The organism is Streptomyces sp. JL2001 (assembly GCF_050917515.1).
In the GTDB taxonomy this organism is placed as follows: domain Bacteria; phylum Actinomycetota; class Actinomycetes; order Streptomycetales; family Streptomycetaceae; genus Streptomyces.
On the sequence record NZ_CP169421.1, the window covers coordinates 3,182,124 to 3,196,652 of the forward strand.

The window sequence follows — 14,529 nt, forward strand, 5'->3', positions numbered from 1 at the left end:
CACACGACGAAGCCGCCGCCCCGTCCTGCGGGGCGGCGGCTTCACCGGCGTACGGGAGGGACTACTCCCACTCGATGGTGCCCGGCGGCTTGCTCGTCACGTCGAGCACCACGCGGTTCACATCGGCGACCTCGTTGGTGATGCGGGTCGAGATCCGGGCCAGCACGTCGTAGGGCATGCGGGTCCAGTCCGCCGTCATCGCGTCCTCGGAGGAGACGGGGCGCAGCACGATCGGGTGGCCGTAGGTGCGGCCGTCGCCCTGCACGCCCACGGAGCGCACGTCGGCGAGCAGGACCACCGGGCACTGCCAGATCTCGCGGTCGAGACCGGCGGCCGTCAGCTCCTCGCGGGCGATGGCGTCCGCGTCGCGCAGCAGGTCGAGACGGTCCTTGGTGACCTCTCCGACGATGCGGATGCCGAGGCCCGGGCCCGGGAAGGGCTGGCGCTGCACGATCTCCTCGGGCAGGCCGAGCTCCTGGCCGACCATGCGGACCTCGTCCTTGAACAGCTGGCGCAGCGGCTCGACGAGCTCGAACTCCAGGTCCTCGGGGAGACCGCCCACGTTGTGGTGCGACTTGATGTTCGCGGTGCCGGTGCCGCCGCCGGACTCGACGATGTCCGGGTAGAGGGTGCCCTGGACGAGGAACGCGACGTCCTCGCCGACGCCCGCCGACTCCTCGATGATCTCGATCTGCGCCTGCTCGAAGACGCGGATGAACTCACGGCCGATGATCTTCCGCTTCTGCTCGGGGTCGGAGACCCCGGCGAGCGCGGTGAGGAAGCGCTCCTGCGCGTCGACGACCTTCAGCTGGACGCCGGTGGCGGCCACGAAGTCCTTCTCGACCTGCTCGGTCTCGCCCTTGCGCATCAGGCCGTGATCGACGTACACGCAGGTCAGCTGCGAGCCGATGGCCTTCTGGACGAGCGCCGCGGCCACGGCCGAGTCGACGCCGCCGGACAGGCCGCAGATAGCGCGCTTGCTGCCGACCTGCTCGCGGATGGCCGCGACCTGCTCCTCGATGACGTTGCCGGTGGTCCAGGTCGGCTCGATGCCGGCGCCCCGGTAGAGGAAGTGCTCCAGGATCTGCTGGCCGTGCGTGGAGTGCAGCACCTCGGGGTGGTACTGGACGCCGTACAGCTTCTTCTCGTCGTTCTCGAAGGCCGCGACCGGCACGACGTCCGTGGACGCGGTGACGGAGAAGCCCTCGGGGGCGGCGGAGCAGGCGTCGCCGTGCGACATCCACACGGACTGCTCGGTCGGGGTGCCCTCGAAGAGGGTCGAACCGGCCTTGGACACGTGCAGCGGCGTGCGGCCGTACTCGCGGGCACCGGTGTTGTCGACGGTGCCGCCGAGGGTGGTCGCCATCAGCTGGAAGCCGTAGCACATGCCGAAGACGGGGACACCCGCCTCGAAGAGGGCACGGTCGAGGCGCGGGGCGCCCTCCGCGTAGACGGACGACGGGCCGCCGGAGAGGATGATCGCCTTGGGGTTCTTGGCCAGCATCTCGGCCACCGGCATGGTGGACGGGACGATCTCGCTGTAGACCCGGGCCTCACGGACACGGCGGGCGATGAGCTGGGCGTACTGGGCCCCGAAGTCGACAACGAGGACTACGTCCGGGTTGGAGACGTCGGGCGCGGCAGCGGGAGTCGCTGATGACACTACGGCGGCCTTCCGGCGGTAGGAGAGGTTCCCCCGAGAGGGGGGCTATTTGTCGATTCTACCGGCGCGCCGGTAGTCGCTTTTCGTCTCACCATCCGAACCCGGTTTGGCCGGGGGCGCCGGCCGGGGTCCATACTGTCCGCATGCGCAAGCTCACGACGTACGTCTTTACCTATGGCAACCGGCCCACCGGCTGCCATGGTCGTGCTGCTTGAGCAACTGACAAGCGACTTCCCAGGCGCCCCGGGCCGACAAGGCCCGGGGCGTCTGTCGTGTCCGGGCCGTGCCGCCCCGGGGCTCCCCACCGACATCACGAGGAGCCCCACCATGACCGCCATGCCCACCACCGAGAAGACCGGCGCCCGCACCGACGAGGCCGCGGCCCTGATCGGCGACGCCCGCGACCGGATCGACGCGCTCGACGACCGGATCATCGGCCTGATCCAGGAACGCATGGCCGTCTCGGCCGTCATCCAGGAGGCCCGGATCGGCTCGGGCGGGCGGCGGGTGAACCTGGCGCGCGAGATGGAGGTGCTCGGCCACTTCCGGGACGCGCTGGGCAAGCCGGGCACGGCGCTCGCGATGACGATGCTGGAGCTGTGCCGGGGCCGCATCTGAGTGGGCCTCCGCATCTGCGTTCGGGTCCGCTCTCACCCGTACGGCGCGTGACCGGCTCGCGTGCCCCTTCGTTGGTCCCGTTGTCCGTGCCACCCAGGGGCGGGCCCGAGAAAACCACGCGTGGCTTCGCTGGAGCGTGTGACGTACCTCAGGTACGTCGTGGGACCTCGCTCCAGCGCGTGTGACCGGACGGCAGGGGACAGCAGCCCGGTCACCCAGAAAAGGCGGTCGGCCCCGGGGACGCCCGGGGCCGACCGCAATCGGTCCAGACGGATGCGCCGGCCGCACCCGTCGAGCACGAGGCGAGACACCCCCGGTCCCTCACCCACAGCTCCCACCCACCGCGGCGCAACCCCCCGGCGCCGCGTCCCCTCGGCGCCGCGACTGCCCTGACTCCGGTGCCGACCCCGGGGCCCCGCGCCCGCGACCGGAATCGCGGCGCGGGGCCCTGCCGCGGATTCCGGCCCGGGCCCCTCCCCGCGCACGGCACCCGGGCCGTTTCGATAAGTGACGCGTGTCACACGAGGATTCCGTCCTCCGCATACAACCAACCCCCCTGGTCACAGGTCATCTATGCAGCACCACCCAGAAACTGGAGAGGCGCTGCACTCGGAGGGGGGTGCAGCGCCTCTTCCACGTTCCGGGGCCGGCCCCTACGGCTTCGACTCCTTCGCCGCCTTCTTCGGCGGCACGACCGGAATCCCCAGGAACGGCAGCTTCAGCGCCCCGAACGCGTCCGCGGGGACCACCGGGGACTTCGGGGCGACCGCCGCGAGACGGACGTACTCCTCGCCCTGACGCGGCCGGAGGTCCTCCTCGCCCTTGTTCGGCCAGAACGACATCGCCCGCTCCGCCTGCGCCGTGATCGTCAGCGAGGGGTTGACCCCGAGATTGGCGGAGACCGCCGCTCCGTCGACGACGGAGATGCCCGGGTGACCGTAGAGCCGGTGGTACGGATCGATGACACCGGACTCGGCGTCGGCCCCGATCGGGCAGCCGCCCAGGAAGTGGGCGGTCAGCGGGGTGCCCATGAGCTCGCCGATGTTGGAGCCGGCGAAGCCGTTGATCTCCTCGGCGAGCAGGGCGGCGGCGCGGGTCGCCTCGGGGATCTGGTTGGGGTTGGGCGCGCCGTGCCCCTGGCGGGCGGTGAGCAGGCCCTTCCCGATGCCGCCGGGCTTGCGGTAGGTGGTCAGCGAGTTGTCCAGGGACTGCATGACCAGCCCGATGATGGTCCGCTCGGACCAGCGGCGGTTGGAGAGCGAGCGGAGGGCGAGCGTGGGGTGCTTGACGATCTCCAGGAGCCAGTTCCGCACCCGGTGCGCGCCGTAGGGCACCTGGAGGATCGTCATGCCGCCCATGGCGTTCGAGCCCTTGCCGTACCGCACCGGTTCGATGTGGGTGTTCTCGTCCGGGTGGATCGAGGACGTGATCGCGACGCCGCGCGTGAAGTCGACCTTCGGCTTCCCGTGGCGCTTCCGGTAGCGCCGGTCGGTGGTCTGCGAGCCGACCAGGGCCTCGGAGTTGGTCCGGGTCAGCTCCCCGAGCCGGGCCGGGATGCGGGGCAGCAGGCCGGTGTCCTTCATCCGGTGCAGCAGGGTCTGCGTGCCGTACGTGCCGGCCGCGACGACGACGTGGCGGGCCGTGAACGTCCGGCCCTTCCCCTTCTTCCGGTCGTCGGTGGGGAGGGTCTTCACGGCGAAGCCGCCCCGGGCGTCCTCGGTGAGGGCCACGACCGAGGTCATGGGATGGACGACGGCGCCGGCCTTCTCGGCGAGGTAGAGGTAGTTCTCGTTGAGGGTGTTCTTGGCGCCGTGCCGGCAGCCGGTCATGCACTCGCCGCACTCGGTGCACGCCCTGCGGGACGGCCCGGCCCCGCCGAAGTACGGGTCGGCCACCTCGCCGCCCGGCTTCGCCCGCGTCGCGGCGCCCCCCTCGCCGCCGCCCGCGTCCTCGCCGTCCCCGAAGAAAACGCCGACCGGCGCCATGTGGAAGGTGTCGCCGATGCCCATGGCCTGCGCCGTCGCCTTCAGATGGACGTCGGAGGGGGTCATCGTCGGGTTGATCCGGACACCCAGCATCCGCTTGGCCTGGTCGTAGTAGGGCGCCAGCTCCTCCTGCCAGTCCGTGATGTCCTTCCACTGCGGGTCGTCGAAGAACGGCGCCGGCGGCACGTACAGCGTGTTCGCGTAGTTGAGGGAGCCGCCGCCCACGCCCGCGCCGGCCAGCACCATGACGTTGCCCAGCAGGTGGATCCGCTGGATGCCGTAGAGGCCGAGGGCGGGCGCCCAGAGGAAGTTCTTCACGTCCCAGGAGTTCTTCGGCAGGGTCGCCCGGGTGAAGCGGCGGCCGGCCTCCAGGACGCCGACCCGGTAGCCCTTCTCGGTCAGGCGCAGGGCCGTGACCGAACCCCCGAAGCCGGAGCCGACCACGATGACGTCGTAGTCGTACGCCGAGTCCAGGTCGTCGTCCTGATTCCGGGCAGGGGGTACCGCGGTCATGGCTCTCCTCGTGCGGAAAGGGGCTGGGAAGGAACGTCGGGAGGGGACGGGTCAGCGCAGGCGCAGGGCCTTCATGACCTTCAGGGAGGTGCTCATGAACGCGGCGTACTTCTCGTCGTCCATCCCGAAGGAGGGCGCGAGGGGCATCAGCCGCTGGTGGGCGACGGTCTGGGCCTCGGTGAACTTCAGGATGCCCTCGGAGCCGTGGCGGCGGCCGAGCCCGGAGTCCTTCATGCCGCCCATCGGCGCCTGGACACTGCCGTACGCGGGGGCGTAGCCCTCGTTGATGTTGACGGTGCCGGTGCGCAGCCGGGCGGCGACGGCGTGGCCGCGCTTCGCGTCCTTGGTCCAGACGGAGGAGTTGAGGCCGTACGGGGTGCCGTTGGCCTGCTCGACGACCTCGTCCTCGTCGGTGAACCGGTAGATCGAGACGACCGGGCCGAAGGTCTCCTCCGAGCACACGGCCATCGGGGCCTCGACGCCGTCGAGGATGGTGGGCTCGTAGAACAGCGGCCCGATGTCGGGACGGGCCACGCCGCCCGCGACGAGCCGGGCGCCCTTCTCGACGGCCTCCTCGACGTGCCGGGTGACGGTCTCCAGCTGCCGGTCGCTGACCAGGGAGCCCATGTCGGCGCCATACGCGAGCGCGTTGCCGAGGCGCATCGCCTTCGTCCGGGCCGCGAAGCGCTCCAGGAAGGCGCCGGCGACGGACTCGTGCACGTACAGCCGCTCGATGGAGATGCAGAGCTGGCCCGCGGAGGAGAAGCAGGCGCGGACGGCGCCGGCGGCGGCCTTCTCGATGTCGGCGTCCTTGAGGACGATCATCGCGTTCTTGCCGCCGAGTTCGAGGGTGACGCCGACGAGGCGGGCGGCGGCGCCCTGCGCGACCTCGCGGCCGGTGCGGGTGGAGCCGGTGAAGGAGACGTAGTCGGCGTGCTTCACGACCTCGGGGCCCACCACCGGCCCGTCGCCGAGGACGACCTGGAAGACGCCGGCCGGCAGACCGGCCTCGACGAGCAGGTCGCGCGCCCACAGCGCCGTCAGCGCGGTCTCGGTGTCCGGCTTCATGACGACGGCGTTGCCCGCGACGAAGGCCGGCAGGGCGTCGCCGACCGACAGCTCCAGCGGGTAGTTCCAGGGCGCGATCTGCCCGACGACCCCGCGCGGCTGGCGCAGCTCGGTGACCTTGGTCAGGGTCGGGACGACGCCGGTGTGGTGCTTCGGGCGCAGGTACGCGGGGGCCTTGCGGCCGTAGTGGCGGGCGGCGACGGCGACCGCCTGCACCTCCTCGTGGGCGTGCAGCCGCGCCTTGCCCGTCTCCAGCTGGATGAGGTCGAGGACCTCGGCCTGGCGCTCGAGGACCAGGTCGTGGAAGCGCAGCAGGACGGCCGCGCGGGCCTTGACCGGGGTGGCGGCCCACGCGGTCTGGGCCGTACGCGCACGGGCGAAGGCCTCGGCGACGTCCTCGGGGGTGGACTCGGGCAGCTCCGCCAGCCGCTCACCGGTGAACGGGGTGTGGTTCGCGGTCCGGCCGGAGCCTACGACTCCGCGGGTGAGCTGGGCGACCACCTCGGGCGTGACCACGTCGGCGGCGGTCCGGGCGCCGGCGGGCGAGGGCGCGAGGGGGTTCGTGCCGTGGGCGGCGGTGGCCGTGGCGGTGAGTGCCTGCGAGTCCGTCATGAGGGCGAGAGTAGGCCGCATTCAGGTCTTTGGGTACCCGTCGGTAACGCGTTTTCACCGGGTGCGCACATCACGCCAGCGATCGCTGGCACATAAGCCCTGATCAGCGGCTTACGGTCGGCCGGGAGGGCGATCTCACGTTCCGGCGGCCCGCCCCTCCGGCCCGTTCCCTCGGCCGGTCCGCCGAACCGGACCCCTCGGCCGGTCCCGTCAGTCCGTCCCCTCGCCGGGCGCCCGCCAGTGCCGGAGGACGATGTCGAACTGCTCCCGGGTGGTCTCCCAGCTCGACTCCGGTGACGCCATGAACACGGCGTACTCGGTGCCGTCGTCCGCGAAGTACAACTGGTCGATGGCGTGTCTCGGGCCCGGGAAGTTCTGCTTCTCCTGCCAGGTGAACTCCCACCGGGCGGAACGGACCTGGTCGCGGTAGGTGTTCTGGTTGAGCCAGACACGCCGGTACTCGGAACGCCTCTTCAGCGTCTTCTCCAGGTCCAGCACGTGCACGTACGGGTTCTCGAAGTCGGGCGTGGGGTCGATGCTGATCCGCAGCCGGTGACGTCCGTTGTCCGGCGTGTAGTCGATGTTGTCGCCGTCCGTCTGCCGCTTCCACCCCTCGGGCACCACCAGGCTGAACCCCTCGGGGTCCTCGACGCGGCGCCAGCCGGCCGGAACGACCTGCTGCTCGTTCTGCGTCGTGGTGGGCTGCGTGCCCTTGCCGCCCTGCGTGCCCTTGTCGCCGCCGGAGTAGTGCATCGCCGTGAAGACGGCTCCACCGGCGACCAGGCCGGCGAGGACGGCCGCCAGGACCGCCGTACGCCAGCGGCCGCGGCCCTTCCCGGAGGCGGGCGGGGCCGGCGGGGCGGTCGGGGCCGGCACCGTGGCGGACGTGGCCGAGGGCCGCTCCGGCGCGGGCAGTTCGGCGGTGGCGGAGGTCAGCTGCTCCTGCTGCACCCGCTGCGTGGGTACGTACGCCTGTGCCGAGGCCGGGCTCCGGCCCTCCATGGCGTCGAGCAGCATCCGGCCCGCCTCGTCCGCGCGCGGGCGCTGCTCCGGGTCCTTGCGCAGCAGCGCGACGATGACCGGGGCGAGCGCCCCCGCCTTCTCCGGGTGCGGCGGCTCCTCCGTCACCACCGCCTGCATGGTGCTGATCGGGGAGCTCCGGCGGAACGGGGAGGTCCCCTCCACCGCGGTGTACAGCGTCGCGCCGAGGGACCAGAGGTCGGAGGCCGGGCCGGGGTCGCCGCCCCGTACCCGTTCGGGCGCCAGGTAGTCGATGGATCCGACCAGTTCACCGGTCCGCGTGATGGTCGAGTCGCCCTCGATGGCGGCGATCCCGAAGTCGGTGAGCAGGACCCGCCCGTCGCGGGCCAGCAGCACGTTGCCGGGCTTGACGTCCCGGTGCAGCACTCCGGCCGCGTGCGCGGCGCGCAGCGCGCCGAGGACGTGCAGCCCGATCCGGGCGGCCTCCCTCGGCTCGATCGTGCCGGACTCCTTGGCCGCGTCGGCGAGCGAGGGGCCGTCGACGTACTGCATGACGATCCAGGGCCGGTCGTCGTGCTCCAGCACGTCGTGCACGGTGACCACGCCCGGGTGGGTGATCCGCGCCGCGGCGCGGGCCTCCTTCTGGGTGCGGGCGTGCAGAACCAGCCGGTCGGCCTCGGCGACGAAGCGACCCGCCGTCAACTCCTTGACCGCCACGATCCGGTGCAGGACTTCGTCATGGGCTCGCCACACCTTGCCCATGCCGCCGCGACCGATGGTCTCGCCCAGCCGGTAGCGTCCGGCGAGCACCAGTCCGGCCGCCGTGTCCGCTCCGGTTCCGGACTCCGCGCCTGCGCTCTGAGAATGTTCCACTTGCCCCCGCCCGTTCCTTCGGATGACAGGTTACGGAGAGAGATACGGACGGCGGAACCTCAGGGCGCGCAAAGGAACAGCACTGTGACCGGGCCAACTCCAGCCGCGCCTTTTCGGCCACTCTCAGGGGCGGTTCGACGGATTTCGCGCCCTGAACGGTTCGCCTTTCAACGAGAGTCGGCGGAGCGAGCCGCGGCCCGGAGCGACCAGCGGGTGGCGTGCGAACGGACGGTGCGCGAGCGGACGGTGCGCGAACGGGTGCGCGCCGCGTCACCGGGTCGCGCGGTAGGCCTTCACCGCCTGGTCGTAGATCTCGGACACCTTGTCCCGTTCGTTCTCCGGTCCGATCACCTGGACGACGTGGTACCGGCCGCGCTCGATCAGGGCGAGGTTGCGGACGAACACCTCACGTCCCGTGCTGTCCTGCCAGGTGAACTGCCCGACGGCCATGGCCTGGCGGCCGACGTCGATCCGACGCAGCCCGGAGGCGCTGGACCAGGACGAATCCCGCCAGGGCTGCAGCTCGCGCTCCCTGGTCCGCTGGTAGGCCATCGGATCGGAACCATTGGCCTGCACCGTGTCCCTGCCCGGCACCACGATCAGTGTGAACTCACCACCGGTATAGCGGACTTGCCCGGCATCGTTGATCGGACTCCGCCGCCAGCCGGAGGCCACCCCGACCTGGAAGCCTTCGGGGTCCTTGCGCAGTGTGTAACCGGCGGCGAGGTCGGCGGCCGGCGTCCCGGACGTGGGCGTCGCCTTGGTCGGGGCGGTCTTCCCCGGGGAGGGCTTCGCCGAGGTGCCGGCCGACGGGGGCGCGGACTGCCCGGTGGAGCCGCCGCCGGGCGCCTGGGAGCCCTGACCGGCGGGACGGTCGCCCTCCGTGCCCTGCCGGGGCATGAACAGGACGGCGTACGCGACGGCGCCCACGAGCAGCAGGAGGATCAGCAGCAGGAGGTTGCGGCCGAGGGAGCGCGGGGCCCGGGTGTCCCGGCCCGCCCGCGGGGCCCGCGAGGCGCGCTGGGGCAGTTCCTCGTGGAACTCCTCCTGCCGGAACGAATGACGCTCGTCATGGCGCCGGCCGCCGCCGCGCGCGTTCTCGTGACGTGCACTCCCGCGGCCGGTGTTCTCGTGCGCCCGGCGGGGCTCCTTGCCCTTCCGGTGGCGATGGCGCCCGCCGGCCGCGGTTCCGCGCCGTCGACGGACCAGTTCGCCGCGGCGGCGCACGATGGGAAGCCGCGCGGCGTCCTCGGACGGGAGCGGCACCATGCCGGTGCCCGCCTCCGGCTCCGGGGCCGACCGGACGAGGGAGCGCAGCCAGCCGCGCAGCTCCTCGAAGTCGGGGCGCTCCGTGGGGTCCTGTCGCAGCAGGGACTCGACGACCGGCCGCAGCGCTCCGCACTCCTCGGCGAAGGCCGGTGGCTCGGCGCAGACCAGCTGGACCAGTTCGGCGGCGCTGTCCTCGGGGTACGGGGCGTGGCCCTGGACGGCCCGGTACAGCAGCGCGCCGAGCGCCCACAGGTCGGTGGCGGGGCCGATGGGCGGGGCGAGCCGCCAGTTCTCGTGGACCGGCCCGGCCTGTTCGGGTGCCCATCGCTCGGTCACGGCGCCGACGACGGCGATCCGGGCCTGGCGGGCGCGCTCGGCGGCGAGCCGGGTGGTGGGACCGCGGTATTCCGCTGGGCCGACGCCCTCGCCGTACCCGTCCCGGCCCCCGCCGGCCGGTACGGGCACCGGCTCCGGCTCACGGGGGGCCGGCGGACGGGACGCGGCGGTGTAGCCCGCCGGCAGGGCGGGGCGGCCGGAACCGGGCAGGACCGGTCCGCCGCCCGCGGAGATCGGGCCGGCGCCGTCGCGCGAGGCGTGCGGACCGTCGCTCCAGCTGCCGGTGAGCAGCGCGCGCGGCGGACCGTCGGTGCCGCGCCGGGGCGGGTAGTCGTCGTCCGCGTCGTCGCCGTCGTCCTCGTCCTCCAGGGCCTGGGACCACCACTGCGGCTCGGGCCCGAGCCGCTGGGCGGGCGCCGGAGGCGGCGGGGACACCGGCGGGGGCGAGGACGCGGGCGGGGCCGGGGGGAGTTCGGCGGGCGGGGCCGGGGGTTCGCCGGGCAGGTGGCGCTGCACGGGCAGCTGACCGGTCTCCCCGATGCGGGCCGCGGCGCGGGCGCCGGCCCGGTAGGCGGCGATGGCGCCCGCACGGGCCGCCCGGACGTCCACGGCCGGGCTGAGGCTCGCGGCTCCGGAAGCACCGGCGACGCCCGGCGATCCCGGTGACCCCGGGGCCTGGGAGGTCTCCGAGGGTGCTCCGGGCAGCGCGGGCCGGGCGGACGGGGCCGGGTCGATCCCCTCCGGCGCGCGTGCGCCGGGGACGGTGACCTCGGGGACGTCCGCTCCGGGTGCGGTGCCGTGCCGCGATCCGGGACCGCCGGCGTCCGCGGGCAGGTAGGCGGCTTCGCCGCCGTACGCCTGCTCCTCCTCGGGCACCGGCACCGGGGCGTATCCGCACAGCGCTTCCTCGGCCGCGCCCGCCGCGAGCCCGGTGAGCACCACCCGTCCGTCGTCGCAGACGAGCACCGTGCGGGTGGTGATGTTGCGGTGGGTCCAGCCGTGGGCGTGCAGGGCGCGCAGGGCCGTGAGCACGTCGGAACCGATCTCCGCGGCCCGGTAGGGGCTCAGCGGACGCTCGGCGAGCAGTGCGGCGAGCGGCCGGGCCGCCACGAGTTCACTGACTATCCACAGCGAACCGGCTTCGGCGAAGACGTCGAAGACCTGGTCGAGGCGCGGATGGTCGGGGATCTGGGCGGCGGCCTGCGCGGCCTCGACGGCCCGCCGGACGGCGGGGTCGGCCGGTCGCCGGGTCGCCCGGCCCTGGGACCGCTGCGGGGTGAAGCCGCGGCCGTCGTCGTCGAGGAACTCCGCGTCGACGACCTCGGGCAACGGCACCTGCCGGACCAGCACTTCCTGGCCGCTGTAGGTGTCGAAGGCGCGCGTCTGGACGAGTTCGTGCGCGTCCGAGGGTGGCAGCGGCAGGCGGTAGCGGTCGGCGAGCACCCTTCCCGCGTAGTCCTCCACGACGCCTCCCACCGAGCGCGCTGTCCCCCGTACCTCACGCGTCCCCGGGATCGCAGGGATCCCGACGACCGCGCAAAGCCGTCAATTCCGGTCCGGACCGTTGCAGTTGACGGCTCTGTACGACTGCGTACGGTCCAAGACCTCTCACGATACGTGGCGTCGGTCAGTCCTTGGGGCTGAACGTGGCGAACGCCGTCTCCCGCAGCGTCCTGCACTCCGCCGCGTCCCACTGGTCGGCCTTGCAGCTGATCATGATCGAGTAGCCGTGCTTCGCGTCGACCTTGAAACCGCGGTTCAGGACCCGGACGCGCATGTCGCTCTGGTTCCGCTCGAACTCCCAGTCGGCGACCGTCGGATAACCCTTGTACGAGACGGACTTGATGCCGATGTGCCGGTAGCCGCTGCTGGTCGCGGCGACTCCGAGCTGGGCGGCCCGCCAGGCGCTTGCCGCGTCGTCCTTGGGGCTGGCGTTGAAGTCCACCTGGACGCGCGGGAAGCCGCCGCTCGCGCTGAATATCCCGCCGGAGTCCTGGCCCGCTATGCCCGTCATCCGGAAGGAGGCGGGCATCGCCATCGTGAAGTGGAAGCGGTCGTTCGTCACCATGGTGTACCCGGCGGGCAGCTGCGTGCCGCCCGCCCCGGGCCCGCCGGTGCTGGGCTTGCCGGACGGCGTGCCGCTCTGCCCGGCGCTGCCGCCCGGCTGCTCGCCGCCCTGCCGGCCGGGGTCGTTCGCACCCTGCCCCTTGTCCTGGCCGTCACCGCTGCCGTCGCCGCCGTCGGTGTTCCCGGCCGTCGTGCCGGCGGAGGTCACCTTGTCCCCGGTGCCCTTGCCGCCGCCCTGGTTCGCCTTGCCGTCGCCGTTCAGCGAGACCGCCAGGATGGTGCCGAGCAGAGCGAGGACCACGACCGCGGCGATGATGATCAGCGTGCGGCGGGGTACGACATCGGTGATCGACGCCTTCGCGGGCGTGGGCCTGTTCCCGCCCTGCGCGGACGCGGTGCGGGGCCCCTGTTCGGACCTGGCCGTCGCGGCGGCCGCCGCGTCGCGCACGGACTTCAGGGCGCCGCGCATCCGCTCGGCCGCCGCGTCCGCGGTCTCCTTCGCCTTCGGCTTCGACGTGGACCTCGCGGGGCGGACCGCCGGTGTCGGGGGCAGCGGCGGCAGCGGTACGACGCGGGTGGCCTCGGGCGACGGCTCCGGTTCGACGGCCGTCACGGGCGCGTCGAGTACCGCCCGCAGCAGCACCCGCGCGCCCGCGTCGTCGAGACGCTGGTCGGGGTCCTTCGCGAGCAGGCCGTAGATGACCTGCTCCAGCAGGGGGCCGGCGTTCTTCGGCGGCTCGACCGGCTCGGTCATCACCGCGGTGAGGGTCGCGATCGCGGAACCCTTGTCGTACGGCGGGCTTCCCTCGACGCTCGCGTACAGCAGTCCGCCCAGCGACCACATGTCGGCGGCCGGCCCGGGCTTGTGGCCACGGGCCCGCTCGGGCGAGATGTACGAGGGGGCGCCGACGAGCATGCCGGTGGACGTGATCGAGGGGTCACCCTCCACCTGGGCGATGCCGAAGTCGGTGAGCACCACCCGGCCGTCCTCGGCGATGAGCACGTTGGACGGCTTCACGTCGCGGTGCAGGATGCCCTCACGGTGCGCGGAGCGCAGCACGTCGAGGATCGCCAGGCCCACCTCGGCCGCGCGGTGCGGGGTCAGGGTGCCGTCCTCGCGCACGGCGTCGGCGAGGGACTTGCCCTCGATGAGCTCCATGACGATCCACGGCCGGTCGTCCTCGTCGACGACGTCGTAGACCGTCACCGCGCCGTTGTTGCGGATCCTGGCGATGGCCTTCGCCTCGCGCAGGGTCCGGGTGATGAGGCGTCGCTTCTCGTCCTCGTCGATGCTGTTGGGGAAGCGGAGCTCCTTGACGGCGACGGTCCGCCCGAGCGTCTCGTCGACGGCGCGCCACACGGTGCCCATGCCGCCGCGGCCGAGCACGGGTCCGATCCGGTACCGCCCGGCGAGGAGGCTTCCCTCGGCGGTGACGGCCGCACCGGAACGCGCCGGCTTCGTGGCACGGCCGGCGGCCGGGGGCTTCCGGAGCCCGGGGGCCCCGGCTCCGCCCGCCGCGTCGCCTTCCGGCGCCGCGGAGGAACCGCCCTGGCCCGCCCTGCTCGCGGCGGACCCGGAGACCGCCTTGCCGTCGGCACCGTCGGCAACCTTCGCCCCGACCGAACCGGACCCGGCCGGAGCCTTGTCCGCGGGCGCCTCGTCCGCGGGCATTGTGCCGGCCGGCTCGGCTCCCACCGCTCCGGCGGCCTTGCCCGACGCGGCGTCAGCCGACGTCCCGTCCTTCGGCGTCGACGCGTCGCCGGCCGCCGCCGGTCCTGGCGCCTCGGCCTGCCGGGCGTCCATCCGCCGACCGCCTTCCGACGCACCGTCCGTACCGGCACCGGTCCTCGCCCGTGCGTCGGACCCCACATCCTCCCGCGCGTCACGCGCGGCCGGAATCACACCCCGGTCGCCGTCGGTTCCGGCACCCACACCGGCGTCCCGCCGAGGGTCCCGCGCCGTGTCCCGCGACTGCTCCGCCTCCGACATGCGTCCCCTCTGCGATCCCTGATCTTCGCCCGCGTCGGCCGCTTCCCGCGCGATGCGGTAACCCGCCCTGGAAGAGAGCCCATTGTCTCTCACCCCGGGACCCGTGCTGCTCCCGGGTCCGCACTCCGAGAGGACGGCCTCGGCGGAAAAGCACTCCCACCATGCCACCCGACGCCAGACCACCCCCTTCAGGTTCCCCACCTGCCTCCACGGGATCGCACGACTGTCCGCCCACAGGGCACTTCAGCGACCGATTTCCCCTGCTTCTACCCGAAGAATCCTCGGAGCAACGTCCCCGAAGCCTTCGGACAGCCGCCCCGCCCCCTCACCCGTACAACCGCCGGCAACCCTTCCCTCGACCCGCGTCGGGTGGCCGAAAACGATCGACGCTGACGCGGTGACCGATCGCCCTGACGGAATCCCCGGCTCCTGCCGGCCGGAAGCCCCGGGGCGGCACCGCCTGCCGGCCGAGCCCCCCGCCGGAGACCGGTCCGGGTTTTCCGGAGTGCGCCGAGGTGCCTCCGGAGCCGGCCGGAGGTGCGGCCGCGGCCGCC

The 14,529-nt window shown here is 73.0% G+C and carries 7 protein-coding genes; 1 reads left to right on the forward strand and 6 read right to left on the reverse strand.

The annotated features are described in order from the left end of the window. Positions 1–61 precede the first annotated feature (61 nt). A complete protein-coding gene (gene guaA, locus ACE1OA_RS13930; RefSeq protein ID WP_356599534.1) occupies positions 62–1,663 on the reverse strand; it encodes a glutamine-hydrolyzing GMP synthase in 1,602 nt (533 codons plus the stop codon). A 327-nt stretch (positions 1,664–1,990) separates the two neighbouring features. Here guaA and ACE1OA_RS13935 point away from each other — a divergent pair, with 327 nt between their 5' ends. After that, entirely contained in the window at positions 1,991–2,281 is a 291-nt protein-coding gene (locus ACE1OA_RS13935; RefSeq protein ID WP_356599536.1) for a chorismate mutase, read from the forward strand. 653 nt (positions 2,282–2,934) lie between these two features. Here the strand turns inward: ACE1OA_RS13935 and ACE1OA_RS13940 are convergent. The 5 genes from ACE1OA_RS13940 to ACE1OA_RS13960 form a co-directional block, all read right to left on the reverse strand. Further along, positions 2,935–4,779, reverse strand: coding sequence for a GMC oxidoreductase (locus ACE1OA_RS13940; RefSeq protein ID WP_432752856.1), 1,845 nt, complete (start codon positions 4,777–4,779; stop codon positions 2,935–2,937). 51 nt (positions 4,780–4,830) lie between these two features. Beyond that, positions 4,831–6,459 carry a succinic semialdehyde dehydrogenase gene (locus tag ACE1OA_RS13945; protein ID WP_386545739.1) on the reverse strand — a complete coding sequence of 543 codons (1,629 nt, stop codon included), beginning with the start codon at positions 6,457–6,459 and terminating at the stop codon, positions 4,831–4,833. Between the two features lie 210 nt (positions 6,460–6,669). Further along, positions 6,670–8,313 (reverse strand): serine/threonine-protein kinase, encoded by a 1,644-nt coding sequence (locus tag ACE1OA_RS13950; RefSeq protein ID WP_432752857.1) that lies wholly within the window; start codon positions 8,311–8,313, stop codon positions 6,670–6,672. A 270-nt stretch (positions 8,314–8,583) separates the two neighbouring features. Next, a complete protein-coding gene (locus ACE1OA_RS13955) occupies positions 8,584–11,382 on the reverse strand; it encodes a protein kinase (protein ID WP_432752858.1) in 2,799 nt (932 codons plus the stop codon). A gap of 163 nt (positions 11,383–11,545) precedes the next feature. Further along, positions 11,546–13,975 (reverse strand): serine/threonine-protein kinase, encoded by a 2,430-nt coding sequence (locus ACE1OA_RS13960; RefSeq protein ID WP_432752859.1) that lies wholly within the window; start codon positions 13,973–13,975, stop codon positions 11,546–11,548. Positions 13,976–14,529 lie beyond the last annotated feature (554 nt).